This window comes from Micromonospora sp. NPDC001898 (assembly GCF_042891255.1).
Taxonomy (GTDB): Bacteria; Actinomycetota; Actinomycetes; order Mycobacteriales; family Micromonosporaceae; genus Micromonospora.
This window is the reverse complement of the sequence record NZ_JBIATC010000007.1, coordinates 146775-170524: the sequence shown is the minus strand read 5'-3', so window position 1 is coordinate 170524 and position 23750 is coordinate 146775. Positions and strand designations below refer to the sequence as shown.

The following is a 23750-nucleotide window of genomic DNA, read 5'->3' as shown; positions in this document are numbered from 1 at the left end:
CGACCCTGTCCCGAACACCCCACCCGAACCAGTGAGATAGAGGAAACGCCCGTGACCCTGACGGAACACGTCCGCCCCACCGCGGCGTCGGAGACCGCCGCCCAGGTCCTCTCCGCCGAACAGCGGTACGCCGACGAGCTGGACTTCCTGGCCGCGTACGACGACGGGGCCCGGCCACCGGGCTGGGCGCTGACCCCGCGCGCCGTGGTCACCTTCATCCAGGGCAGCGACGGCGAGGCGTTGAAGCTGCCCGCCGACCGGCGCACCGCTGCGGACGGCACCGAACTGCCGGCCAGCATGACCGTCCCGCCGAAGTTCGTCGGTGAGCGGAGCCTCGTCGAGCGGTGCGTGGTCACCCTGGCCGGTGAGCGGGGTCTGCTGCTGGTCGGCGAGCCCGGTACCGCCAAGTCGATGCTGTCCGAGCTGCTGGCCGCCGCGGTCTGTGGCACCAGCGCGCTGACCGTGCAGGGCACCGCCGGCACCACGGAGGACGCCTTCCGGTACGGCTGGAACTACGCCCTGCTGCTCGCCCAGGGCCCGACCCCCCAGGCGCTGGTCGACTCGCCGGTGCTGACCGCGATGCGCACCGGCCGGGTGGTCCGGATCGAGGAGGTCACCCGCTGCCTGCCCGAGGTGCAGGACGCGCTGGTCTCCATCCTGTCCGACCGGCGGATGAACGTGCCGGAGCTGAGCGGCACCGAGGACGGCCTGATCCGCGCGGCACCCGGGTTCACCGTGATCGCCACCGCCAACCTGCGGGACCGGGGTGTGTCGGAGATGTCCTCGGCCCTCAAGCGCCGGTTCAACTTCGAGACCATCCACCCGATCTCGGACGTGGACACCGAGACCGACCTGGTCCGCCGGCAGGCGACCGCCGCCGTGCAGCGCGCCGGCGCGGCGTACACCGTGGATGACGCGGTGCTGGACGCCCTGGTCACCGTGTTCCGCGACCTGCGCTCCGGCCGGTCCGGCGAGGGCTGGGACGTGGAGCGGCCCGGCACGGTGATGTCCACCGCCGAGGCGGTGCAGGTGGCGGCGTCGCTCGGCCTGGCCGCCGCGTACCTGCCCGACGGGGACGCGCTCGACCTGGTGCCCGGGCATCTGCTCGGTGTGGTCCGCAAGGACGACCAGAACGACCACGCCCGGCTGCTCGGCTACTGGGACGGCCCGGTCCGCCGCCGCGCCGAGGACGGCTCGGCGATGTGGCGCCGGCTCTGGGACCTGCGGGAGAACCTGCGGTGACGGCCCTCTCCAGCACGTCGACCGGTGCGGCTCCGCCGACCACCGAGCCGCCGACCACCGATCTGCCGACGGCCGACCCGCGAGCCGTGGTCGACGCGCTCGCCGGTTCGGTCCGGCCGTACCTGATCGGGGTGCGGCATCACAGCCCGGCCCTGGCGGCGGTGCTCCCGGCACTGCTCGACGCCGCCGGGGCCGAGGTGGTCTGTATCGAGCTGCCGGCCGACTTCCAGCGCTGGCTGCCGTACCTGTCCGACCCGGCCGCCCGGGCCCCGCTGGCCCTGGTGGGCAGCAACGGCGCGGACGGGCCGATGGGGTTCTACCCGTTCGCCGACTTCTCCCCGGAACTGGCCGCGATCCGCTGGGCCCGGCAGCGCGGCGTCGAGGTGGTCTGCTGCGACCTGCCGCTGGCCGACCCCGGCTGGGCCGCCGACACCACCGACCCGGTTCCCGGCTCCGGTCCGACCGCCGGGTCCGAGCCGACCGCCGGTGGCGATCCCGCCCCGGACGCCGGTGAGCCGGTGCCCGGCCTGCGTCGGTCCGGCTACGCCGCCGCGCTCAGCGCCAGCGGCACCGGTCGGGACGGCGACGACCTGTGGGACCGGGTGGTCGAGGTGCGTGCCCCGGGCTGCTCGTCCGAGGCGGTCCGCCGGGCCGCCCTCGCCGTCGGCTGGGCGATGCGTGCCGACAGCGCCAGCGGCGACGGCGTACCGGCCCGGGATCTGGCCCGCGAGCGGCACATGCGCCGGGTGCTGGCCGAGGCCGGCGCGGACGGCCGGCGGGTCGCCGCCGTCATCGGCGCGTTCCATGCCCCGGCCCTGCTCGTCGCCCCGTCGACCGACACCGACACCGACACCGATGCCTGCGGCGGTCCGGCCCGGACAGCCGGCGGTGCCGTCCCGGCCGGTCCGGTCCGGTCCCTGACGACCCAGCGCGGGCCGGCCACCATCCCCGGCGGCGGCACCGCGGTCACCTCGCTGGTGCCGTACGCGTTCGACCTGCTCGACTCCCGGTCCGGCTACCCGGCCGGGATCCGCGACCCGCGCTGGCAGCAGTCTGTCTTCACCGCCGCCGGCGACCCGGAACGAATCCGGGCCGCCGCCGCTCGGGCGGTCACAGACCTGTGCCGGGAACTCCGCTCGGCCGGTCACACCGCCGGTACCGGTGAGGCCACCGAGACGGTACGGCTCGCCGGCGACCTGGCGCGGCTGCGGGACCTGCCCGCCCCGGGACGGGGCGAGGTGCTGGAGGCGGTGTCCACCGTGCTCGGCCAGGGTGAACTGCTCGGCCGCGGCCGAGCGCTGGCCAGGGCGCTGGAGACCGTGCTGGTCGGCGCCGAGCGGGGCCGGATCGCCCCCGGTACGCCGCGGTCCGGGCTCGGCCCCGCGGTCGAGGCGGAACTCGCCGCGCTGCGGCTGCCCAACCCGGACAGCCCGAAGCCCCGCGAGGTCCGGCTGGACCCGCTGCGCACCGAGCTGGACGGGCGGCGGGAGGTCCTGCTGCAACGCCTCCAGGTCTGCGGCGTCGGCTACGGCGAGCCGATCGCGGTGTCCGGCACCGGCGACGGTGCGGCCCTGACCACCCGCTGGCAACTGGCCTGGACGCCGTCCGTGGCGGCCCGGCTGGACCTGGTCGGCGTACGCGGGGTGACCGCGGCGCTGGCCGCGGCCGGCACCTTGCGGGAACGGTTTCGCCGGGAGGTCGCCGACGGCGGCCCCACCGCCGAGCGGCTGCTGACCGGGCTACGCGACGCCGCCCGGTGCGACCTGCCCGAACTGGTCACCGACCGGCTCGAGTCGGCCGCCGCGGTGCTGCCGGGCACCGGCACGCTGCCCGAGCTGCTGGCCGCACTGGACCTGCTGGAGGCGCTGCGCCGGGAACACCTGCCCGGCACCACCGCCGACGGCCGGGCCCGGGCGGCCGAGCTGGCCGTCGTGCTGCTGGACGCGGCGGTCCGTGGGCTGCCCGGCCTGGCCGGCAGCGACGCCGCCGCCGACGCCGCCGCGCTGGTCGACCTCGCGGTCCGGGCCGGCGAGGACCGGATCGGCCTGCGCCTGGACGAGGCCCTCGGCTACCTGGCCCGGGCCGGTTCGCCGCTGATCCAGGGCGCGGCTCTGGCGGCCCGGGTGCTGCTCGATCTGACCGATCTGGAGACCCTGGGTACCCGGGTGGCCGGCTGGGTCGACGCGGCGACCGGACCGGACACCCGCCGGCACCTGCACCGGCTGCTCGGTGGGCTGCTCACCGCGGCGCACCCGCTGCTGCAGTCCGCCCCGGCCGCGCTGGACCCGCTGCTGGAACGGATCGAGCGGCTCACCGACACCGAGTTCCTGGACCGGCTGCCGGCCCTGCGTGGCGGGTTCGACGTGCTCACCCCGGCGGCCCGGGGTCGGCTGCTGCACACCGTCACCGAACGGCTGGGCGACCGGCTCGATCTGGTCCTGTCCGCCCCGCCCGAGCTGCTGGCCCGCTGGGCCGCCGCCGACGCGGCCGGCCGGGCCGCCCTGGTCGCCCGCGACATCCCGATCCCGGGCACGCCGACCGGCTCCGCCGACGCCCCCGCCGCCAACCCCGCCGGTGTGCACGCCGGGCCGGAGACGCCGGCCGCCCGGCTCACCCCCACGGACCGGTGGCGGCTGCTGCTCGGGCGGCAACCCGACCGGTTGCCGGCCGACGCCCGCCGCTACGCCCGCGCCCTGGACGAGCTGTACGGGGCGGGCCAGGGCGAGGGCGTCACCGACCTCGGCCAGGCGGCCGGCGGCGGCCAGGAAGCCTCCTTCCCGACCGCGCGCGAGTGGGCCGACGAACTGGAGGCGCTGTTCGGCACCGCGGTACGTGAGGAGGTCATCGCCCGGGCGGCCGAGAGCGGCCGTACCGACGTGCTCGCCGAGCTCGACCCGGCCACGGTACGCCCCTCGATGGAGCTGCTGACCTCGGTGCTGTCGCTGGCCGGTGGCCTGCCCGAGGGGCACGTGGCCAAGCTGCGGCCACTGGTCCGGCGGCTGGTCGAGGAGCTGACCAAGCAGTTGGCCACCCAGGTGCGTCCGGCGCTGACCGGGCTGACCAACCCGCGTCCGTCCCGTCGTCCCGGAGGCCGGATCAACCTCGCCCGTACGCTCCGGGCCAACCTGGCGCACACCCAGCGGCTCGGCGACGGCCGGACGGTGGTGGTGCCGGAACGTCCAATCTTCAACACCCGGACCCGCAGGGAGGCCGACTGGCGGCTGGTGCTGGTGGTCGACGTGTCCGGCTCGATGGAGGCGTCGGTGGTGTGGTCGGCGTTGACCGCCGCCGTGCTGGCCGGGGTGCCCACCCTGTCCACCCACTTCCTCGCCTTCTCCACCGAGGTGGCCGACCTGACCGACCGGGTCGACGACCCGCTGTCGCTGCTGCTGGAGGTGCGCGTCGGCGGCGGTACGCACATCGCCGCCGGGCTGGCCCACGCCCGCTCGCTGGTGACCGTGCCGAGCCGCACCATCGTCGCGGTGGTCAGCGACTTCGAGGAGGGCTACCCGCTGGCCGGGCTGCTCGGCGAGGTCCGCACGCTGGCCAGTTCCGGCGTGCACCTGCTCGGCTGCGCCGCGCTGAACGACAGGGGAGTGCCCTGCTACTCGGTACCGGTCGCCGAGCAACTCGTCGCGGCCGGGATGCCGGTCGCCGCTCTCAGCCCGCTCGAACTCGCCCGCTGGGCGGGCGACCGCATCCGTGGAGGATCACGTTGACGGACCGCACACCCACCGCCGCGGACACCGACCGGTTGCCGCCGGTGCTGCCGGGGGTCGCCGCCGCGGCGGTGGCGGCCCTGCCACCTCGGCTGCACAGGCGGCTGGACGCCACCGTCGGACGGCTGGCCGGTGCACCGGTCGGCCGGGTCGACGGCGGCGTAACGGTCGACTGCGGCCCCGAGGCCCTCGTCACCCTGACGCCCGGACCGACCGGCGCGGTCACCGACCCGCACCAGGCGCGGTGCAGCTGCCTGCTGGCGCCCCGCTGTCTGCACCGGACCGCGGTCCTCGTCGCCTGCCCGATCGCCGACCGGGTCACCCACCCCGATCTGGCGTCCACCGTCGCGTCGTCCACCCCGGACGGCCCCGGCGCGGCCACCGGGCGGACCGGGGGACCGGCCGGCCCGGCCGCCGGTCGTACCAGCCGGAACACGGCACCGACGAAGGCGCAACGGGCCGCCGCGAGCGCGCTGTGGCGGGCCGCCGCCGCGGTGCTCGCTGCCGGCGTGCCGGCTGCCGGCGCGGTTCCCCAGGCCGAACTGCTGCGGGCCGCGCACAGCGCCCGGCTGGCCGGCCTGCCGAGGGCCGAGAGCGCCGCGCTGCGCACGGTACGTGGCCTGCGTGCCCACCGGGAACGACTGGCCGGCCACCGGCTGGCCGAGCTGGTCGAGGTGCTGCACGACCTGCTGTACGTGGCCGGTCGGCTGGCCGCCGGCGATCCCGACCCGGCGCTGGTCGGCATCCTCCGGCGGGCCTACCAGCCGGACGGCACGTTGGAGGTGTACGGCGTCTGCCGGGAACCGGTGATCAGCGCGACCGGATACGCCGGGGTGGTCACCCACCTGGTCACCGCCGACGGGCGCCGGCTCTCCTTCGGCGACGTGAAACCGGGCGGCCCGGACCGGGCGCGGGACTGCGCCGGGGCGGTCACCGAGATGGGCGCGGTCGCGGTCAACCACTCGGTGCTGGCCCGCGGCGGCCTGCGGATCACCGGCACCACCGTCTCCCCGGACGGCCGGCTCGGCGCCGGCAAGGGGGTCCGGGCCAGCCCGCTCACCGGGACCGGCTGGTCCGCCGGGCCGCTGGCGGAACTGTTCGCCCGCCCGCTCGCCGAGGTGGTGACCGCCCAACTCGCCGCCGACGACCCGGAGGACCCGGCCCGGGCCGGGACCGCGCTGGTCGGCTGTGACCTGATGGTGGTAGGTGCCGTCGGTGACCAGGTGCTGGCCCGCGAGCTGGCCCCCGCCGCCGCCGACGTCGGACCGGACCGTGCGCCGGTGCCGGACGGGCCGGTGATCCGGCTGGTGCCGGTCGACTCCCACCCGGTGCTGGCCCACGTGGCCAACCTGCGGCGGCTCGCCTCCTGGCCGGGCCTGCGGATTCGGGCGGTCGGCCGGCTGGACCCGGACCGGGCCAGCACGCTGCACCCGCTCGCGGTCGGCCCGGTGCCCGGTGCCGCCGCGACGCTCCGGCTGCCGACAGGTTGGCACGGCCGGCTGGACCTCGGCTACGACGAGATCCAGGGCAGCCACCTACCGCCGCGCGAACCGGCCGCGATGACCGAACCGGTTCGCGCCGTCGACGCCGACGCGGTTGCGGAGTCCCCGCTGTGGCGGGTCCGCCGGCTGGTGGAGCTGGCCGTCTCCGGCGGTCGCCGCGCCGTCGCCGAGGCGGCCCGCGGCGAGGGCGCCGGGCTGGCTGGTCCGCTGCGCCGCGCCGGCTTCACCACCGCCGCCGCCGTGGCCGCCGCGCTCGCCGCCGAGTCCGACCGGCGCGGTCGGGATGCGTTCGGTCGGCTCACCGATCCCGACCCGGACCGGTACGCCTGGGCCTGGCTCGCCGCGACCGCCCACCTCGCCGCCACCGAGCGGGAGCTGATCCGGTCCTCCTGGACCGCCCCACCCGTCGGCTGACCTGCCGGAATCCGGGGTGACTGAGCTCCGGGCCGATAGGTGGCAGCCCAGGTGACCGCACACCCGCGGATCACCTGGCCCCGGCGCCCGCCCGAGCCCCGGGCGGGCGCCGACCCTCCCGGACATCCCGGGGAACCCGACTCTGATCGCCGGCTGCGCCGGGTCGGGAGGGTGCTGACCGGACGGCAGCGCCCATCGAACGGTGTGCTGATCTCCGCCGGTAGTTCGGTTCGTTCGGGACCGCCGGTGGCCACCGGGTGTCCATCCGGCCGGCTGGCCGTCAATCCCGTAGTCGCCGGCCCCGTTTTGGCCACCGCTTGAGTGTGCGCTGGTCACGCCCGGTGTCGGTGGGGCGCCTCGGAAGCCTGGTTCGGTGCGGAGGTCTGCGGATCTCGCCTGGTCGTGGGCTAGATGATCTCTTGACGGCCCTGCTCACATGAAATATAAAGTACATGCTCCGCCCTTACTCGGGAGGTCTTGTGTTCGTTCGAAGAGGGCGATTCGCCGTTGCCCTGGTCGTAGCAGCGCTAACGCTGACGGCTTGCGGCAGTGACTCATCGTCGCCAACTACGGAAGGAGCGGGTGGGAAGCAGGCGCTGACAGTCGCCACTCAACCCGACTTCTTTGGAATTCCGCTGTACTTCGCGGTGCAGAAGGGCTTTCTCGCAAAGCAGGGAATCGAAGCCAAGTTGCAGGAGTTCCCGACCGGCGTGGAGGGGACCGAGGCTGTGGTCACCGGCCAGGCCGACCTGACCTCCGTCGCCGGCTATCCGGTCGCGAGTCTCGCGGCGAAGGGTGCCAAGGTGAAGATCATCGGGCACAACGCGACGTCGTACGGCTGGTGGGGCATCGTCGTCGATGGCAGTATCGCCACCCCGCAGGACCTGTACGGCAAGACGATCGCTCTCCAGTCCAACTCGACGGCCAGCTACTGGTTCGACCGTTTCGTGGCGTTCCACAAGCTGGACAAATCGAAGATCAAGGTCAAGGACGCGAAGTACGCCCAGCTCGTGCCGACCTTCGCCAAGGGCGACGCGAACGCGATCATTCATTTCGAGCCGAACGTCACCAAAGCCATCAGCGCGCGGCCCGGCGCACGTCTCGGCTGGGCCGGGGGCGATGACGACCTGCTGCCCTTCATCGGCTATGTGGTGGCCGGACCGAAGATCTCCGAAAACAAGGAGGTGGGCGTCAAGGTCCTGCGTGCGCTGCGGGAGACGTCCGCCTACATGAAGAGCAACCAGGGCGAGGTCATCGCGTTCATCAAGTCCAAGACCGGAATCACCGACGACGCCGAGGCCAAAAAGATCCTGGCGAAGATCGATTTCAGTCTGGCCTTCGACCCGGCGAGTGTCGACCAGATCCAGCAGGTCGCTGACTACCAGCTGGAGATGGGCAACATCAAGAACAAGGTCGACGCGAAGAGCTACGTCATAACCGATTGGGTCAGTGCCATCTGACGATCGCCATCGGGTCCTCGATTTCGACCCGGCGATCACCGATGGTGTGCCGAACACCTGACCGACCAGTTTCCTCCGATTGATCCGGACGGTGCGGGAAGGCCGACCCGGGCCACGGTTTCCGTGGCCCGGGGAAGCCGGTCGAACACCGGACACCGGCCGTCCGACTTCGAGCCCCGGGTCCGCCCACCCCGGCCCACCCCCGGCGGACGCCACCGGCCGGCCTGTTTCCACCGCACCGAGGAGTCGTCAGTGCCCCCCACACCCAAGTCGATCGCGTGCCGCCCGTACGCGCCAGCCGGCCTTCGGACCCAGTGAGATAGATGGAAATCGCCGTTTCGCACCTCCCGACCGATCCCGCCCGTGCGTTGGAGATAGCCCGGGTCGCCGAGGAGGCCGGCATCGGAACGTTCGGTGTCGCCGACTCGTCGCACCTCTACGGGGCGATGTATCCCGTGGCGCAGCACATCCTCGCGCACACCCGCACCATCCGGGTCGGGCCGTGCGTGACGAATCCGGTCACCCGCCACCCGTCGGTACACGCCGCCGATGTGGCCGCGCTCAACGCGCTGTTCCCCGGCCGGGTGTTCGTCGCGATGGGCACCGGTGACTCGGCCGTACACAGTGTGGGGTTGCGCCCGGCAGACCCGGGGCAGGTGGGCGAGGCGCTCGACACCATCCGGGCGGCGGCCGGTCCGGGTCCTCAGCTCTTTCTGGCCGCCAGCGGGCCCCGGGCGGCGGCGGCGACCCCGGGCAGCGCCGACGGTGTCCTGCTCGGCGGTGGATTCGAACCCGGCTGGCTGGGCAGGCTCGCCACCACCGCAGCGGAGGCTGCGGGGCGCCGCCAGCGCGGATGGATGATCGCGGTGGCCCACCTGGTCGAGCGGGACAGCGAGGTCGCCGCCGCCCGGCAGGCCGTCCGCGCTTCGGTCATCGCCGTGGCCCGGCACGGGCTGCATGTCAACCTCGCCGGCCGTGGAGTCCCGGCGGACCTGGTACCCGGCCTGCGGGAGCTGTTCTCGCGATACGTGTTCGCCGAGCATGCGCGTCCGGGTGGCGTCAACGCCCGGATACTCGCGGACCACCCCCGGGAAGAGGCGTACCTGTTCGACCGGTTCGCGCTGGTGGGGACCCCTGGTGAGGTCGCCGAGCGGCTGCGGGTCGTGGAGGAGAAGACCGAGATCGAGGGGATCGTCCTCACCACGACGGTTCCCGATCCGATGACGCACGTCGCACTGATCGGGCGGCTCGTTCAGGGAGGCAGGGCATGACGACAACGGACGCTACGACGCGATACCCGGCAGTGGACGGGGACGGCTACGTGACGATCGAGGACATCTCGTTCGCGTACGCGGCCGGTGCGCCGCGGATTCTCGCGGACGTCTCCCTGTCGCTGTCCCGAGGCGAGTTCTTCGTGCTGCTGGGCCCCAGCGGTTGCGGAAAGACCACCGTCCTCAACCAGGTGGCGGGATTCGAGTTCCCGACCGAGGGCCGGATGACCGTTGCCGGCCGGCCCGTCACCGGTCCCGGGCCGGACCGGGCGGTGATCTTCCAGGGAGACGATTCACTGCTCGGTTGGCTCAACGTCTACGGCAACGTCGAGTTCGGCCTGCGTGTGCTCGGGGTCAAGAACCCCGAACGCCAGCAGCGGGTGCGGGCCGCGCTGGAGATGGTCGAACTCGGTGGCCAGGCGAAGAAGTACCCGCATGAACTCTCCGGCGGGATGAAGCAGCGGGTGCAGATCGCCCGGGCCCTGGTCACCGACGCGCCGATCCTGTTGATGGACGAGCCGTTCGGTGCCCTGGACGCCCAGACCCGGACCACGTTGCAGGACGAACTCGCCCGGATCTGGGCCGCCACCGACCGCACCGTCCTGTTCATCACCCACGACATCTCCGAGGCGATGATCCTCGGTGACCGGATCGGGATCATGACGTCCGGGCCGGAGGCGAAGCTGCACGACGTCATCGAGAATCCGCTGTCGCGTCCGCGTGAGCGGGGCGGGCCGGACTTCGGCGCGCTCTACCAGGACCTGGAACGGACCGTGACGGTAGCGAAGGCCCGACGTCCCGGTCTGGACGGCGAGGTGGGTACGCGATGACCCCCGCCTCCGCCACCGGCATCGGTGGGCGACCCGGCGCCACACCCACCGGGTACGCCGAATCCACGAGAACGACCGGCGGCCCGGCCGGCCCTCGGCCCCGACGGCGCGGACCACGGTCGGCGGCGTCCTGGTCACGGCGGCGGATCGGGCTGAACCTGCTGGCGGTCGTGGCCGCGATCGTGGTGTGGCACCTCGCCGCGTTGGCGAAGAACAACCCGCTGGTCTTCCCGACCCCGCTCGACAGTGCCCGCGCGCTGGTGGAACTGGTCCAGGACGCGGACTCGCGCGGCGAGGTGCTGGTCACCCTGTGGCGGGTGGTGGTCGGGTTCGCGCTGGGCAGCACGCTGGGAATCGCCGTCGCGAGCCTGCTCGGCTCGTCGCGGGTGGCGGCCGACGCGCTGGAACCCGTCGTGCACTTCCTGCGCTCCATCACGCCGGTGGCCTGGATCGTGCCGGCCACGATCTGGTTCGGGGTCGGGGACGCGTCGATGCGGTTCATCGTCATCTACGCCACCGTCTTCCCGGTCATCCTCAACACCCTGACCGGGATGGCACAGGCCGCCCGGAACAAGACCCGAATGGCCCGGGTCTTCGGCGCCGGGCGGTTGCGGACCTACCGTTCGGTGGTCATCCCGAGTGCGGTGCCCTACGTGCTGACCGGGATGCGGCTGTCCCTCGGCTACTCCTTCATGAGCGTGATCGGCGCCGAGATGGTGGCGGGCAGCGACGGCATCGGCCACCTCATCTACGAGTCCCGGCTCTTCTACGACACTCCGACCATGTTCGCCGGGATCCTGCTGGTCGGTGCCGCCGGCCTGGCCTTCGACCGGGTGTTCGTCCTGGCCAGTGCCCGGATCTTCCGCCGATTCTACTGTGGGCAGGTGGCGCGATGAGCGTGTCGACCCGGACGGCCCGACCCGCCGTCGTCCGTCGGCCGGGCGGTGCCCCGCGGTTGCGGCGGGCCCTCACCATCGTCGGCGGCTTCGTCGCCGTGGTGGCGCTGTGGTGGCTGGCCGCCAGCTTCTACGGGATGCCGATGCTGTTCCCCGGCCCCCCCGACGTGGTCACCCAGTTCAAGTCGGTGCTTGCCGACGGCAGCCTCGCGCAGGCGGTGTCGGCGAGCCTGGGACGGGTCGCCGCCGGCCTCGTGCTGGGCAGCCTGCTCGGTACGCTGCTCGGCCTGCTGAGCGGTTCGAGTCGGGTGCTCGAGGCGTTGCTCGAGCCGTTCATCAGCTTCTTCCGGTTCATTCCGCCGCTGGCCTGGTTCGCTCCCGTCCTGCTCTGGCTCGGTGCCGGTGAGCCGGCGAAACTGACCCTGATCCTCTACACCACGGTGTTCGTCGTCGCGGTGAACACGGCGGCGGGGGTGCGGGCGGTACCGGGGAACAAGCTGCGCATGGCGGCGACCTTCGGTGCCCGGCCGTGGCAGACCTTCCTGCTGGTGCGGTTGCCCGGCAGCGCGGCGTACATTCTCGCCGGAATCCGGATCGCGCTGGGCAACGCGTTCATGACGGTGGTGACCGCGGAGATGCTCGGCGCGCCATCCGGACTCGGCGTGATCGTCACCAACGGCATGGCGACCACCAACATCCGAGGCGTGTTCGTCGCCCTGATCACCCTCGGCGCGCTCGGCCTGATCGCCGATCGCCTCTTCGTCGCCCTGCTCCGCCGGTTCGGCGCCCGGTTCGGGGCCAGCCCCGACGTGGCGCGGTAGCCGTCGGGACCATTCCTCTCTTCCATCAGTTCGACCCGTGATCTAAGGAGCACCCCGTGGCGTACGCGACGATCAACAACACATCTCTGTGGTACGAGGTGGCGGGGCAGGGACCGCACCTGCTGCAACTGCACGGCCTCGGCCTCGGCCACGCCAACTTCGCCCCGGTGACCCCGTTGCTGCGTCCGGACTTCACCGTGATCGACTACGACATGCGCGGGTTCGGCGACAGTGACAAGCCGCCGGCGCCGTACTCGATCGAGGGGTGGGCCGACGAGGCGATCGGGCTGCTCGACCACCTCGGCCTGGACGCCGTCGACGTGCACGGCACCTCGTTCGGGGGCATGGTGGGCATCGTGATGGCGGCCAAGTACCCGGACCGGGTCAAGCGGCTGGTCATCGGCTGCTGCATGGCGCGGTACGACTCCCTCGCGATTCTCAACAAGAAGGTGTGGAAGGCGATGGCGACCGCGACCGGGATGGGTGAGGAGGTCGCCAACCTCATCGCCTCGCAGGCGTTCAGCCGGGCGTTCCACGACACCGACCGCGCACCGGCCCAGGTGGCGGCGATGGGGGCCGCGTTCAAGAAGAACGACCCCGAGCTGTGGAAGCACTTCTGCGACCTGCTCTGCGAGGCGGATCTCACCGGTTACCTGCCGCAGATCACGGCGCCGGTGTTGGTGACCAGCGGTGACCAGGACATCATGACCCCGGTGGACTCCGGCCCGGCGGGGGTCGGCACCCGGGAGATGGTCCGGCTGCTGCCGAACGCCTGGCTGACGCTGCTGGAGGGCTGCGGCCACCTGCACCTGGTCGAACGGCCGGAGGAGAGCGCGAAGCTCGTGCGGGACTTCATTCTCGACGGGACGGTCAACGGGGAGACCGTGCTCGGGGAGACCGACGGGCGATGACGACACTAGTCACCGGCGGTACCGGTTTCGTCGGCCAGCACGCCACGGCGATCCTCGCCGGGCAGGACGAGCGGGTCATCGCCCTGGACCCGCTTGCGCCCCGGGAGGAGCTGCGGCAGGCCGGGGTCGAGTACGTCCGGGGTGACGTCTCCGACCTGCGGTCGCTGCTGGCCATCCTGGCCGAGCACGGCGTGGACCGCGTCATCCACCTGGGTTCCCTGCTGGCCCCGGCCTCGGCGGATGATCCGTACCGGGCGCTGGAGGTCAACTGCGCCGGTACCCAGAACATCTTCGAGGCGGCTCGGATCCTTCGACTGACCAATGTGACCTGGGCCAGCTCGATGGCGGTGTTCGGGCACAGCGCCGCGGCGTTGGCCGAGGGCGAGTTGCTCACCGAGCACACTCCGCACTCACCCGACAACGCGTACGGGGCGACGAAGTCGTACTGCGAGCACATCAGCCGCGCGTACCGGAAGCGGTACGGGGTGAACTGCGTGGGGCTACGACTCGGGCTGGTGTACGGCGCCGGGAAGGTACGCGGCGAGGGCCTGTTCACCGAGCAGTTGTTCCAGCGGCCGGCGCTCGGGCAGCCCGGGGTGGTCCCCTACGGCGACGATGTCTACTGCTGGCAGTACGTCCGGGACGTGGCGGCGGCGTTCACGTTGGTGTCCCGCCTGGACAGTACGGAAAACGCCGTCTACAACCTGCCCGGGACGGTGCTGACCATGGTCGACGCGGTCGAGACGGTACGTGCGCTGGTGCCCTCGGCCGAGCTGACGGTCGAGCCGGGGGTGCTCGGTTTCCCGTACCGGATCGACGCCTCCCCGCTGACCGCCCTGCTGGGCGACTCCCTCCGGCTGACGGCGATCCGCGACGGTTTCGCCGCCACGATCGAGGGAATCGCCGCCCGGGCCGGTCGGTGACGACCGGGGTCGGGGGGACCCGACGTCAGGGATCGAGCCGGCCGGGCTCGCCGGAGAGGTCGCGATCGTCACCGGCGGTGGTTCGCGGGGGACGACATCGGCATCGGCCGGGCCACCCGCGATCCTCCTGGCCCGGCGGGGAGCCCGGGTGATCGTGGTGGACAGCGCCCGGGACCGGGCCGGGGCCACGGTCGACCTGATCGGGGCGGAGGGCGGGGAGGCGATCGGCCGGTGACCGCTCCCGGTGGATCACCGGGGCTGTGCTTGCGGTGGACGCCGGAGCAACGGCGGGACCGGGCGTCACCCCGGGACACCTGACCGGTGTGGCCGCCGATGCCGGTCCGGCCACCGGGGCGGTCGAAGGATCGTCCCTGCAGGAATGAACGTTGCCGATCGGGTGGCGGTGCGTCCGCCGCCCGATCGTCTTGCCCGTCCGGGGACCGCTTCGGCCCGGTGGGTGTGGCCGGGGCGCGGCCTGTTCGGAGGGTCAGCTCCTCGGGACAGCCCCGTCTGGGCTGCTCGCACCGGCGGAGTCCAGGCTGTTCGACGCGAAGTGATCGGCGAGCAGGTCCCCGGCGTGCCGGAGGTGGTCGGTGACGGCTCGTCTGGCCGCCTCCGGATCGTGGCTGGCCAGCGCTCGCACGATCGCGGAATGGTCGTGCAGGGACGCGTCCGGCCAGCCACCGATCGTGGCGTAGAAGCGGCGGGGCACGTACTTGGTGATGAAGCCGAGAAACCAGAGCAGCTTTCCCGAACCGCCACTGGTGTTGACCATCCGGTGGAACAGGTGGTTCAGGCGTTCCATCTCGTCGGTGTCGCCGTTGCTCGCTGCCTCGTCGATTCGGCCCTGGAGGGCCCGCAGCTCGGCGATCTGTTCCTCGGTGAGCGTCGTGGCCGCGCGAGCGGCCAGCTCCCCGGCGATCAGTGCCTGGGCGATGAACAGGTCGCGGATGTCTGCCGGGGCCAGCGGAGCGACCACGAAACCGCGCCGGGGCTGGAGTTGGAGGAAGCCCTCAGCGCGCAGCGAGAGCAGTCCTTCCCGGACCGGGGTGACGCTGATCTCCAGCGCGGCGGCGACCTGTTCCTGACGAAGGTGCTGCCCCGGCCGGAGCTGTCCGGACATGATCAATTCTCGGACGTAGCTGGCCGCCTCGTCGCTGAGTTGCACCCGCTTGTTCTGGGACCGAGCGCCGTCGACGGGTAGGTTCATCCAGAGTCCTCAAATATGAAATATGGCCCGACACAGCATACTGAATCGGTCCTCGGATAGGAGAGGCGGCCCGGCCTCCCGCGTGTCGGTCGGGCCGCCTCTCTCACCAACGGCTGAGGCCGAACAGGTTAGCAATACCGTCGCATTCGTCGATGTGCCAGGCAGTGTGCCACAACGCCGCCGCGCGATCCCCGAGCCGGGGACGGACGAGCAGGTCGAACTTCGCCCGTAGCCGCTCGTCGGACATCGGCCGGTCGACGCTGCCGGTGGCGTGTGCGACCGAGACCCGGTGGGTCGTGCCCCCGGTCGTGCGTACGGTGACCTCGCAGGCGTCCTTGGGCATCGTCGGCTCGGTGCTGGCCCGCACCTTGCGGCGTAGGGCGACCACCGACTCGTCCCGCGCCCGGGCGTCGCTGTACTGGGCTGGTCCGGCGCCGCCGTCCAGGAATCCCACCGCGAAGCAGTGGTAGACGGAGAACTTGCTGCGCAGCCCGTCCTCCGGTTCCTCGACCCCCATCACCTGCAGGACCACCGGGCGGACCACCACGTCGACCGACTCGATGACCTCCGGTCCGGGCAGGATGTCGCGTAGCTCGATGGCGGCGTCGATGACCGGGTGGCTGACGATCCCGCAACTGTAGGGCTTGAACGCGTTCGCCTCGATCTCCCAGGCCCGGCCCAGCTCTCGGGTGGCCTCGGCCAGGTCGGGTTCGGGCGCCAACAGGGCCGCGAGGCCCCGGCGGCCCTCCAGCGGCGCGTCGGGCCCGGTGAACCCGCCGGCGGCCAGCAGTGCGGCCTCCACCCCGTCGGCGGCGGCCTTGCCGGGATGCATGGACTTGCTCATCGTGCCCAACTGCTCCGTGGTGCCGGCGGCCTGGGTCGCTGCCAGCGAGACCGCGTGCCGCATCCGGGTGGCGTCGAGCCCGAGTAGCCGGCCCGCCGCGACGGCGGCACCGAGATGCCCCATCGTGCCGGTCAGGTGCCAGCCCCGGTCGAAGTGTCCCGGACCGAGCGCGTTGCCGACCCGGCAGGCTACCTCGACTCCGGCGGTGACGGCGGTGAGGAGGTCACGCCCTGACGCGTTGGTGAGTTCGGCCACGGCGAGAGCGGCCGGCACCACCGGCGAGCCGGGATGGATCACGGTACGCAGGTGGGTGTCGTCGAAGTCCTCGACGTGCATCGCCATGCCGTTGACGAACGCCGCCCAGGCGGCGGTGAGCGTGTCCGCGCGGCCGAGCACCGAGGAGCGCCCGCGCAGGCCCAGGTCGCCCAGGGTGGCGACGGCGATCTCGACGGCATCGTGGCGGGACGCGTCCACGGCCAGTCCGACGACGTTGACGAACGTGCGCCGGGCGGCGTGTCGGGCGGATTCCGGGATCTGGTCCCAGCTCAGGCCGCTGGCGAACTCGGCAAGCTCGGCGGTGAGCCGGACCGGGCCCGGTTGCGCTGTTCCCGTCATGCTGGCTCTCCCACGATCGTCGTCAACAGGTCGCCGCAGGAGCTGGCCGAGGCCAGGCCGCGTACCGCGGCGATGACCTCGGGGCCGTGACCGGGTCGGGTCCGGTCGACCAGGGCGGTGACCTTCAGGTCGAGTTCGGTGTCGGTCATCGGCCGCGCGACGCTGCCCCGGGCATGCGTGACGGATTCGGTGAGTACCGGCCCGTCCGACACCACAACCTCGACGGTCGCCGCGTCGCGGGCCATCGACCCGTCGATGATCAGGGTGGTGGCCGCGCGCAGGGCGGTCATGTCCGGGGCGACGACCCGGGCGTCCTCGTACTGGGCCAGCCCCACCACACCGTCGGCCAACGCCGCGGCGACGCCGTGCACGGTGCTGAACCGGGCGGCGAGGCCGGTGTCCGGCGCCGGGTTCCCGGTCAGTTCGGCGACCAGGGGGTGGCAGCGGACCCGTACGGCCACCGGTGTGCGGCCGGCGAGCCGGGCGTGCAGCCGCTCGGCGGCCTCGATCGCGGGATGTGCGACGATCCCACACGGGTACGGCTTGACGGTGTTGTCCAGGAACTGCCAGCGTGTGCCCAGCTCGGTGGTCAGCCGGGCGGGATCCGTGGTGGGGGAGAGCGCCCGGAAGTAGCCGCGTGGGCCCTCCAGCGCCGTCGGGGAGCCGGTGAAGCCGCGCCGGGCCAGGGTCGCCGCCAGTACGCCGTTGGCCGCGGCCTTGCCGGGGTGGAACGGCTTGACCATCGTGCCGAACCCCTCCCGATGCCCCAGCGTCATGCTGGACGCGATCGCGATCGCATTGCCGAGCTGCTCCGGGGACAGCCCCAGCAGCAGGCCGGCGGTGACCGCGGCGCCCGGGGCGCCGACGGTTCCGGTGATGTGCCAGCCGTCGTCGTAGTGCCACGGCGTCATCGTCAGGGCGAGCCGAAGTTGGGTCTCCAGCCCGAGGGCGACCGCGTCGAGGAGCCGGGGTCCGGTGGTCCCGTGGTCGGGCAGGATCGCCACCACGGCGCCGAGCACGGCCGCGCCCGGGTGTACGACGGTGTCGAGGTGGGTGTCGTCGAAGTCGTCGAGGTGGGCGGCGAGCCCGGTCGCCAGCGCGGCGCTCAGCGGATCGAGGCGCTCCACGCGGCCGGGTACCGGGCAGCGACGCTCACCCCCGTTGTCCAGCGCGGTCGCGACGACGATCTCGACGGCCCGATCACGACAGGCGCCGGTCGCGGTTGCGACGACGTTCAACAGACTGCGGGCCGCGTGCGCGCGGAGTTCGCCGGTCAGGCCGGTACGGGACAGGTCGACCAGAGCTCGGGCCAGCTCGTGGGCGGCCGGATCGGTCGCGGTCACGCGGTCGGCTCCCGGACATACTCCACCAGGATCCGGTCGGCCCGCCGGGGGTCGACGAAGCCGATCGTCGTTCCCCGTGAGCCGGGGCGGGGCACCGTGTCCATCAGACTCATGCCGCACGCCTCGGCACCGGCCAGCGCGGTGGCGACGTCGTCGACCAGGTACGCGCAGTGGTGGATGCCCTCGCCCCGTTCCCGGAGGAACTGGGCCACATCGTCCTCGTCGGACTTCGGCTCCAGTAGCTCGATCAGGGTGGCGCCGGCCCGGAAGAAGGCGACCGTCAGCGTCGGGAATTCCTCGGCGCCTTCGTATGGCAGGCCGAGTTGGGTCTCGAAGTGCTCCCGAGACGCCTCGATCGAATGTACGGCCCAGCCGAGGTGGTGTAGCTGCATTGTTCCTCCTGCTCGCGGCTGAACTCCGAACGCCCAGCGGTGCGAGGATACTGTGTATCATATTTTTCATCTCCGAGAGAACCTCGCGTCAGCCGATGCCGACGCGGGGCTCGAAGGCCGCCCTGCGTGCGGTAAAACGGCAATAAACCAGGACAAGGAGGACGTGTGCTCCCTCTGGATGGCATCGTCGTCGTCTCACTCGAACAGGCCGTTGCCGCGCCGTTCGCCACCCGGCAGCTCGCCGACCTCGGTGCCCGCGTGATCAAGATCGAACGACCCGAGGGCGACTTCGCCCGGGGCTACGACCGCACCGTGCACGGCCAGGCGAGCTACTTCGTCTGGCTCAACCGCTCGAAGGAGTCGGTGGTCCTGGACCTCAAGTCACCGGGCGGCCGAACCGCGCTGCGTCGACTGCTCGCCCGGGCGGACGTGTTCGTACAGAACCTCGCCCCGGGGGCGGTGGACCGGCTCGGCTTCGCGGTCGAGCAGTTGCGCGCCGACCGGCCAGAGCTGATCACCTGCTCGATCAGCGGCTACGGCAACGGCGGCCCGTGGCGTGACCGCAAGGCGTACGACGCGCTCATCCAGTGCGAGACCGGCCTGCTGTCCATCACCGGCACCCCGGACACGCCGGTGAAGGTGGGGATCTCGGTGGCCGACATCGCCGCCGGCGTCTACGCCTACAGCGGCATCCTGACCGCGCTGTATCACCGGGAACGCACCGGCGAAGGTTGCGCGCTGGAGGTCTCGCTGTTCGACGCCCTCGCTGAGTGGATGTCGCAACCCGCGCTGATGGCCCAGTACACCGGAACGGACCCACGCCGGTTCGGCGCCCATCACACGGTCATCGCGCCGTACGGCCCGTACCCGGTCGCCGACGGCACCGTCCAGCTCGCCGTCCAGAACGAGCGTGAGTGGCGTCGCTTCGCCTTCGAGGTCCTCGAAGCGCCGGCGCTGGCGGATGATCCACGGTTCGACAGCAACTCCGACCGGGTGGCCCACCGGGCGGACCTCGATCAGGAGCTGGCCAGGTGGATGAGCCGGTTCACCGTCACCGAGATCACGGCCCGACTCGACAGGGCCGGGATCGCCAACGCGACGGTCAACACCGTGACGGACTTCCTCGACCACGTGCAGCTCACCGCGCGGAACCGGTGGACGAACGTGGCGACCCCGGCCGGTGAGGTGCGGACCCTGCTGCCCCCGGTGACCTCGGAGCAGATCGACGTGCGGGTCGATCCGGTGCCCGCCCTCGGCCAACACACCCGCACCGTGCTGGCCGAGTTCGAGTTCACCGATGACGAGATTGCGCAGATGAGTACCGACGAGGTTGCCCGATGACCGTCAAACCTGGCTGGACCGGCCGATTCCTGGAGGACTTCGAGGTCGGCGACATCTACGAGCATCCGTTGGGACGCACCATCACCTCGACGGACAACACCTGGTTCACCCTGCTCACCCAGAACACCGCCCCCCTGCACTTCGACCACCACTACGCCAGTCAGACCGCGTTCGGCCGTCCGCTGGTGAACTCGTGCCTGACCCTGTCGGTCGTCACCGGACAATCCGTCACCGACGTGTCGCAGAACGTCTTCGCCAACCTGGAGTGGGCCGAGGTCCGGATGCCACGTCCGGTGTTCGAGGGGGACACCCTCTATTCCCGCTCCGAGGTGCTCGGCGTCCGACCGTCGGGTTCGCGAGCTGACGTGGGCGTCGTCGAGGTCCGTACAACTGGCTACACCCAGGCTGGCACGGTCGTGGTGACCTTCCGCCGGACCCTGCTGGTCTACCGGCGGGGGCACGGCCCGCAGCGTCCCGCACCGGCGGTCGACGCGTGAACGGGACCACCGCGCGGCGATCGGTGCAGACCGCCCGGACGCTGCTGTTCGTGCCGGGGTCCCGTCCCGACCGCTTCGGCAAGGCCGTCGCGGCCGGGGCTGACGAGGTCATCCTCGACCTGGAGGACGCGGTCAGCGGGCCGGACAAGCCGGCCGCGCGGCAGTGGGTCCGGGACTGGCTCTGCGGCACCGGCGCCGCCGCGGTGCGGATCAACGCCGGCCCGGAGCAGGCCGATGACCTGACCGCCCTGGCTGGCGTACCCGGGCTCACCGCCGTGGTGGTCGCGAAGGCCGAGGATCCGGACGTGCTCCAGCTGGTCGGTGACCGGCTGGGGGTCCCGGTGCTCGCGCTGATCGAGAGCGCCCGGGGGGTGGCCCGGGCCCGCGAGGTCGCGGCTGCCCCGGCGGTGGCCCGGCTGGCGATCGGCACGGTCGACCTGGCCCTGGACCTCGATGCTGAGGAGGCGTGGGAGCCGTTGCTGTCGGCCCGCGCCGAGTTGGTCGTCGCCTCCCGGCTGGCTGGCCTGTCCGGTCCCGTGGACGGGGTCAGCGCCGGGCTCGACGACGAGCGGGAGGTGTTCACCGCCACCGAGCGCGTCCGGGCACTGGGGTTCACCGGCAAGCTCTGTGTCCATCCCCGGCAGATTGCCCCGGCGCACCGCGCGTTGCGGCCATCGGCGGACCGGGTTGCCTGGGCGACCCAGGTGCTGGCCGCGACCCATACGGGATCGTCGGCCGGCCGGGTCGGCGCGGAGATGGTGGACCTGCCCGTCCGGCTCCGGGCGGAGCGGATCCTGGCCGCGCATCATGCTGCCCTCGGTGAGGCCGACGGTGACTGAGATCGGTGAGCTGGACGGGCCGTCGCTGACGGAGACACTGGTCGCCGAGGTACGCCGTCCGGTCGACGCGGACACGCGCAGGCTCGCCGCGCTGCACGTGCTCGACTGGATCGCGACCGCGACGGCTGGGCTCGGCACCGAGGAGGGCGGCATCCTCACCGCGTTCGCCGCCTCCGCCGACCACGGTCCGGCGTGGACCATCGGGTACGGCGAACGGGCCGAGTCGACCGCCGCGTTCGTCAACGCGGGGCTCGCTCTGGTGCTGGAGATGGACGCCACACATCGGCGGGCGCGGCTGCATCCCGGGCCGGTGGTGATCGCGGCGGCCCTGGCGATGGCCCAACGACAGGGGGCGAACGGCGCGGGGTTCCTCGACGCTGTGGTGCGGGGCTACGAGGTGATGATCCGGGTCGGCGAGGCGACCGGGCCCACCCATTACCGGTACTTCCATCCGACGAGCACCTGTGGCGCGTTCGGGGCCGCGGCGGCCGGTGCCAGCCTGCTGGATCTTACCGAACGTCAGTGGGTCGACGCCCTCGGTAACGCTGGCAGCCGCACCGGTGGTCTGTGGCGCTGTCGCCTCGAACGGACGATGTCCAAGCTGGTCCACGTCGGGGAGTCGGCCGGTGCCGGACTGCGCGCGGCGCGGCTGGCGCACCTGGGGCTGACCGGTCCGCGGCACGTTCTCGAGGGGGAGTTGGGCCTGTTCGCGGCAAGCTGTCCGGATGCCGATCCCGAGGCCGTCAATCGGCCCGGCGTTTCCGGATGGAAGATCACCGAGACCTCCCTCAAACCGTGGCCTGGCTGCCGGCACGCGCACCCCGCCGTGGATGCCGCGCTTCGGCTGCGGCGGCACCTGGTAGCGGACGGGGTGCCCGCCGGGCAGATCGAGGAGGTCGAGGTCCTGACCTACCCGGAGGCGTTGGGCTTCACCGATCAGCCCCGACCGGCGTCGACCCCGGAGGCGTTGTTCTCGGTTCAGCACCTGGTGGCTGTCGCGCTGGCGCGCGGGGAGCCATCCCTGGACGACGTGGGCCCGCCGGCCCTGCGTGATCCCGAACTGGCGGCGATCCGGGCCCGGGTGCGGGTGGCCAGCGGGGAACCGTACGCGTCGGCGTACCCGTCGAGTTGGGGAGCGCGGGTGTCGGTGGCGTACCGGGGGCGGTGGTACCGCGAGCAGGTCCGGGACACCAGGGGTGACCCGGAGTCACCCATGACCGCCGGTGAGATCGAGGCCAAGGCCGGCCGGCTGCTCGATCGGGCGGGCCTGACCGGGCCCGAGATCGCCGCCGGGCTGGCGACCGTGGCGAGCCTGCCCACCGCGGGTGGGCTGGGGCAGCTCGTCGCCGTGCTGCCCGGGAGAAGTGGGCCGGGTCGCGCCGGGCCCGGCGGGCCCTTGCTCTAGCCAGTCTACAAATATATTATTTTCTGGATAATCGAACTTGACGAAGGAGATCAAGTTGTTCGTACTCTCCGCCGAGGAACGGGCGATTGTGGACTTGGTTCGGGACTTCGTCGACAGGGAAGTCAAACCGGTCGTCCGGAACCTCGAACACGACAACGTCTACCCCGAGGACCTCATCAAGCAGATGGCGGCCATCGGGATGTTCGGCCTGACCATCCCCGAGCCGTACGGCGAGGTCCGTGTCTCCACCGTCTGTTACGCGATGGTCACCGAGGAGCTCGCCCGGGGCTGGATGTCGCTGGCCGGCGTGATCGGCGGGCACACCGTGGTGGCCAAGCTGATCCTTCTCTACGGCACGGAGGAGCAACGACAGCGCTACCTGCCCCGAATGGCCACCGGTGAACTGCGTGCGACGATGGCGCTCACCGAGCCCGGCGGTGGATCAGATCTCCAGGCGATCCGCACCGTGGCTCGCCTGGACGGTGACGAGTACGTCGTCAACGGATCCAAGACCTGGATCACCAACGCGCGCCGGTCCGGCCTGGTCGCGCTGCTGTGCAAGACCGATCCGACGGCCACGCCGCCGCACACCGGGATCAGCGTCCTGCTGGCGGAGAAGGGGACCGGCTTCGAAGTCTCCCGCGATCTGCCCAAGCTCGGCTACAAGGGTGTGGAGAGCTGTGAACTCAGCTTCGACAACTACCGGGTGCCGGCCGACGCGGTGCTCGGTGGAGTGCCCGGACGCGGGTTCGTCCAGATGATGCGTGGCTTGGAGATCGGCCGGATCCAGGTTGCCGGGCGGGCCGTCGGGGTCGGCCGGGCCGCCTTCGAGGATTCGTTGCGCTACGCCCAGGAGCGGGAGAGCTTCGGCGTCCAGATCTGGAAGCACCAGTCGATCTCGAACTACCTCGCGGACATGGCGACCAGACTCACCGCCGCTCGGCTGATGCTGCACGACTCGGCGGAACGCCTGGACCGGGGCGAGCGCTGCGACCTGGAAGCGGGGATGGCGAAACTGTTCGCCTCGGAGACCGCCATGCAGATCGCCATGGACGCGTTGCGGATCCACGGCGGCTACGGATACTCGACGGAATTCGACGTCGAACGGTACTTCCGGGACGCGCCGCTGATGATCGTGGGTGAGGGCACCAACGAGATCCAACGCAACATCATCACCCGCCAGCTCATCAGCCGGCAGGGGAGCCAGAGCTGAAGCGTGCCCGGTTGGCGGCTCCGCCCGCCCCGGGGCACCCTTTCGGCAGCGTCCTCGAGGTC

The 23750-nt window shown here is 72.0% G+C and carries 19 protein-coding genes; 15 read left to right on the top strand and 4 right to left on the bottom strand.

Going from position 1 to position 23750, the window contains the following annotated elements:
- The first annotated feature begins 51 nt into the window (after positions 1-51).
- The 10 genes from ACFYZF_RS18270 (at position 52) to ACFYZF_RS18225 (ending at position 13989) form a co-directional block, all read left to right on the top strand.
- Positions 52-1242, top strand: a complete 1191-nt coding sequence (locus ACFYZF_RS18270; protein ID WP_387021959.1) for an AAA family ATPase — start codon at positions 52-54, stop codon at positions 1240-1242.
- Positions 1239-4961: a DUF5682 family protein gene (locus ACFYZF_RS18265; RefSeq protein WP_387021957.1), complete on the top strand. Its 3723-nt coding sequence runs from the start codon at positions 1239-1241 to the stop codon at positions 4959-4961. Before ACFYZF_RS18270 ends, ACFYZF_RS18265 begins: the two co-directional genes overlap by 4 nt.
- Positions 4958-6877: a hypothetical protein gene (locus tag ACFYZF_RS18260; RefSeq protein ID WP_387021955.1), complete on the top strand. Its 1920-nt coding sequence runs from the start codon at positions 4958-4960 to the stop codon at positions 6875-6877. The genes ACFYZF_RS18265 and ACFYZF_RS18260 overlap by 4 nt, the downstream gene beginning before the upstream one ends.
- Positions 6878-7356: 479 nt before the next feature.
- Positions 7357-8337, top strand: a complete 981-nt coding sequence (locus ACFYZF_RS18255) for an ABC transporter substrate-binding protein (RefSeq protein ID WP_387021952.1) — start codon at positions 7357-7359, stop codon at positions 8335-8337.
- Positions 8338-8660: 323 nt separating this feature from the next.
- On the top strand, positions 8661-9608 hold the full coding sequence (locus ACFYZF_RS18250; protein WP_387021949.1) for an LLM class flavin-dependent oxidoreductase: 948 nt from the start codon (positions 8661-8663) through the stop codon (positions 9606-9608).
- Positions 9605-10438 carry an ABC transporter ATP-binding protein gene (locus tag ACFYZF_RS18245; protein ID WP_387021946.1) on the top strand — a complete coding sequence of 278 codons (834 nt, stop codon included), beginning with the start codon at positions 9605-9607 and terminating at the stop codon, positions 10436-10438. Before ACFYZF_RS18250 ends, ACFYZF_RS18245 begins: the two co-directional genes overlap by 4 nt.
- Positions 10435-11334 carry an ABC transporter permease gene (locus ACFYZF_RS18240; RefSeq protein WP_387021944.1) on the top strand — a complete coding sequence of 300 codons (900 nt, stop codon included), beginning with the start codon at positions 10435-10437 and terminating at the stop codon, positions 11332-11334. Before ACFYZF_RS18245 ends, ACFYZF_RS18240 begins: the two co-directional genes overlap by 4 nt.
- The gene (locus tag ACFYZF_RS18235; RefSeq protein WP_387021942.1) at positions 11331-12155 is read left to right on the top strand and encodes an ABC transporter permease; all 825 of its coding nucleotides are present in this window, start codon (positions 11331-11333) and stop codon (positions 12153-12155) included. Before ACFYZF_RS18240 ends, ACFYZF_RS18235 begins: the two co-directional genes overlap by 4 nt.
- 56 nt (positions 12156-12211) lie before the next feature.
- Positions 12212-13066 carry an alpha/beta fold hydrolase gene (locus tag ACFYZF_RS18230; protein ID WP_387021940.1) on the top strand — a complete coding sequence of 285 codons (855 nt, stop codon included), beginning with the start codon at positions 12212-12214 and terminating at the stop codon, positions 13064-13066.
- Positions 13063-13989: an NAD-dependent epimerase/dehydratase family protein gene (locus ACFYZF_RS18225; protein WP_387021937.1), complete on the top strand. Its 927-nt coding sequence runs from the start codon at positions 13063-13065 to the stop codon at positions 13987-13989. The genes ACFYZF_RS18230 and ACFYZF_RS18225 overlap by 4 nt, the downstream gene beginning before the upstream one ends.
- A gap of 487 nt (positions 13990-14476) precedes the next feature.
- Here the strand turns inward: ACFYZF_RS18225 and ACFYZF_RS18220 are convergent, their stop codons facing one another.
- The 4 genes from ACFYZF_RS18220 to ACFYZF_RS18205 all read right to left on the bottom strand — a co-directional run bounded on the left by ACFYZF_RS18220 (position 14477) and on the right by ACFYZF_RS18205 (position 18393).
- Positions 14477-15199, bottom strand: coding sequence for a GntR family transcriptional regulator (locus ACFYZF_RS18220; RefSeq protein WP_387021934.1), 723 nt, complete (start codon positions 15197-15199; stop codon positions 14477-14479).
- A gap of 103 nt (positions 15200-15302) precedes the next feature.
- Entirely contained in the window at positions 15303-16658 is a 1356-nt protein-coding gene (locus tag ACFYZF_RS18215) for an MmgE/PrpD family protein (RefSeq protein ID WP_387021931.1), read from the bottom strand.
- A complete protein-coding gene (locus tag ACFYZF_RS18210) occupies positions 16655-18001 on the bottom strand; it encodes an MmgE/PrpD family protein (RefSeq protein WP_387021928.1) in 1347 nt (448 codons plus the stop codon). Before ACFYZF_RS18210 ends, ACFYZF_RS18215 begins: the two co-directional genes overlap by 4 nt.
- On the bottom strand, positions 17998-18393 hold the full coding sequence (locus ACFYZF_RS18205; protein ID WP_387021925.1) for a VOC family protein: 396 nt from the start codon (positions 18391-18393) through the stop codon (positions 17998-18000). The genes ACFYZF_RS18210 and ACFYZF_RS18205 overlap by 4 nt, the downstream gene beginning before the upstream one ends.
- Before the next feature lie 165 nt (positions 18394-18558).
- Between ACFYZF_RS18205 and ACFYZF_RS18200 the strand changes: the two genes are divergently transcribed.
- The 5 genes from ACFYZF_RS18200 to ACFYZF_RS18180 are packed head-to-tail and all read left to right on the top strand — an operon-like array spanning position 18559 to position 23688.
- Complete coding sequence (locus ACFYZF_RS18200; protein WP_387021922.1) at positions 18559-19734, top strand: CaiB/BaiF CoA transferase family protein; 1176 nt, start codon at positions 18559-18561, stop codon at positions 19732-19734.
- Positions 19731-20231 (top strand): MaoC family dehydratase, encoded by a 501-nt coding sequence (locus ACFYZF_RS18195; protein ID WP_387021920.1) that lies wholly within the window; start codon positions 19731-19733, stop codon positions 20229-20231. The genes ACFYZF_RS18200 and ACFYZF_RS18195 overlap by 4 nt, the downstream gene beginning before the upstream one ends.
- Positions 20228-21070, top strand: a complete 843-nt coding sequence (locus tag ACFYZF_RS18190) for an HpcH/HpaI aldolase/citrate lyase family protein (RefSeq protein ID WP_387021917.1) — start codon at positions 20228-20230, stop codon at positions 21068-21070. Before ACFYZF_RS18195 ends, ACFYZF_RS18190 begins: the two co-directional genes overlap by 4 nt.
- On the top strand, positions 21063-22475 hold the full coding sequence (locus ACFYZF_RS18185) for an MmgE/PrpD family protein (protein WP_387021914.1): 1413 nt from the start codon (positions 21063-21065) through the stop codon (positions 22473-22475). The genes ACFYZF_RS18190 and ACFYZF_RS18185 overlap by 8 nt, the downstream gene beginning before the upstream one ends.
- Before the next feature lie 55 nt (positions 22476-22530).
- Positions 22531-23688, top strand: a complete 1158-nt coding sequence (locus tag ACFYZF_RS18180; protein WP_387021911.1) for an acyl-CoA dehydrogenase family protein — start codon at positions 22531-22533, stop codon at positions 23686-23688.
- Positions 23689-23750: the final 62 nt, after the last annotated feature.

Coding starts and splice junctions, on each gene's coding strand:
- ACFYZF_RS18250 (WP_387021949.1), top strand. CDS start 8,661: ATGGAAATCGCCGTTTCGCACCTCCCGACCGATCCCGCCCGTGCGTTG.
- ACFYZF_RS18215 (WP_387021931.1), bottom strand. CDS start 16,658: ATGACGGGAACAGCGCAACCGGGCCCGGTCCGGCTCACCGCCGAGCTT.
- ACFYZF_RS18245 (WP_387021946.1), top strand. CDS start 9,605: ATGACGACAACGGACGCTACGACGCGATACCCGGCAGTGGACGGGGAC.
- ACFYZF_RS18205 (WP_387021925.1), bottom strand. CDS start 18,393: ATGCAGCTACACCACCTCGGCTGGGCCGTACATTCGATCGAGGCGTCT.
- ACFYZF_RS18195 (WP_387021920.1), top strand. CDS start 19,731: ATGACCGTCAAACCTGGCTGGACCGGCCGATTCCTGGAGGACTTCGAG.
- ACFYZF_RS18220 (WP_387021934.1), bottom strand. CDS start 15,199: ATGAACCTACCCGTCGACGGCGCTCGGTCCCAGAACAAGCGGGTGCAA.
- ACFYZF_RS18240 (WP_387021944.1), top strand. CDS start 10,435: ATGACCCCCGCCTCCGCCACCGGCATCGGTGGGCGACCCGGCGCCACA.
- ACFYZF_RS18235 (WP_387021942.1), top strand. CDS start 11,331: ATGAGCGTGTCGACCCGGACGGCCCGACCCGCCGTCGTCCGTCGGCCG.
- ACFYZF_RS18225 (WP_387021937.1), top strand. CDS start 13,063: ATGACGACACTAGTCACCGGCGGTACCGGTTTCGTCGGCCAGCACGCC.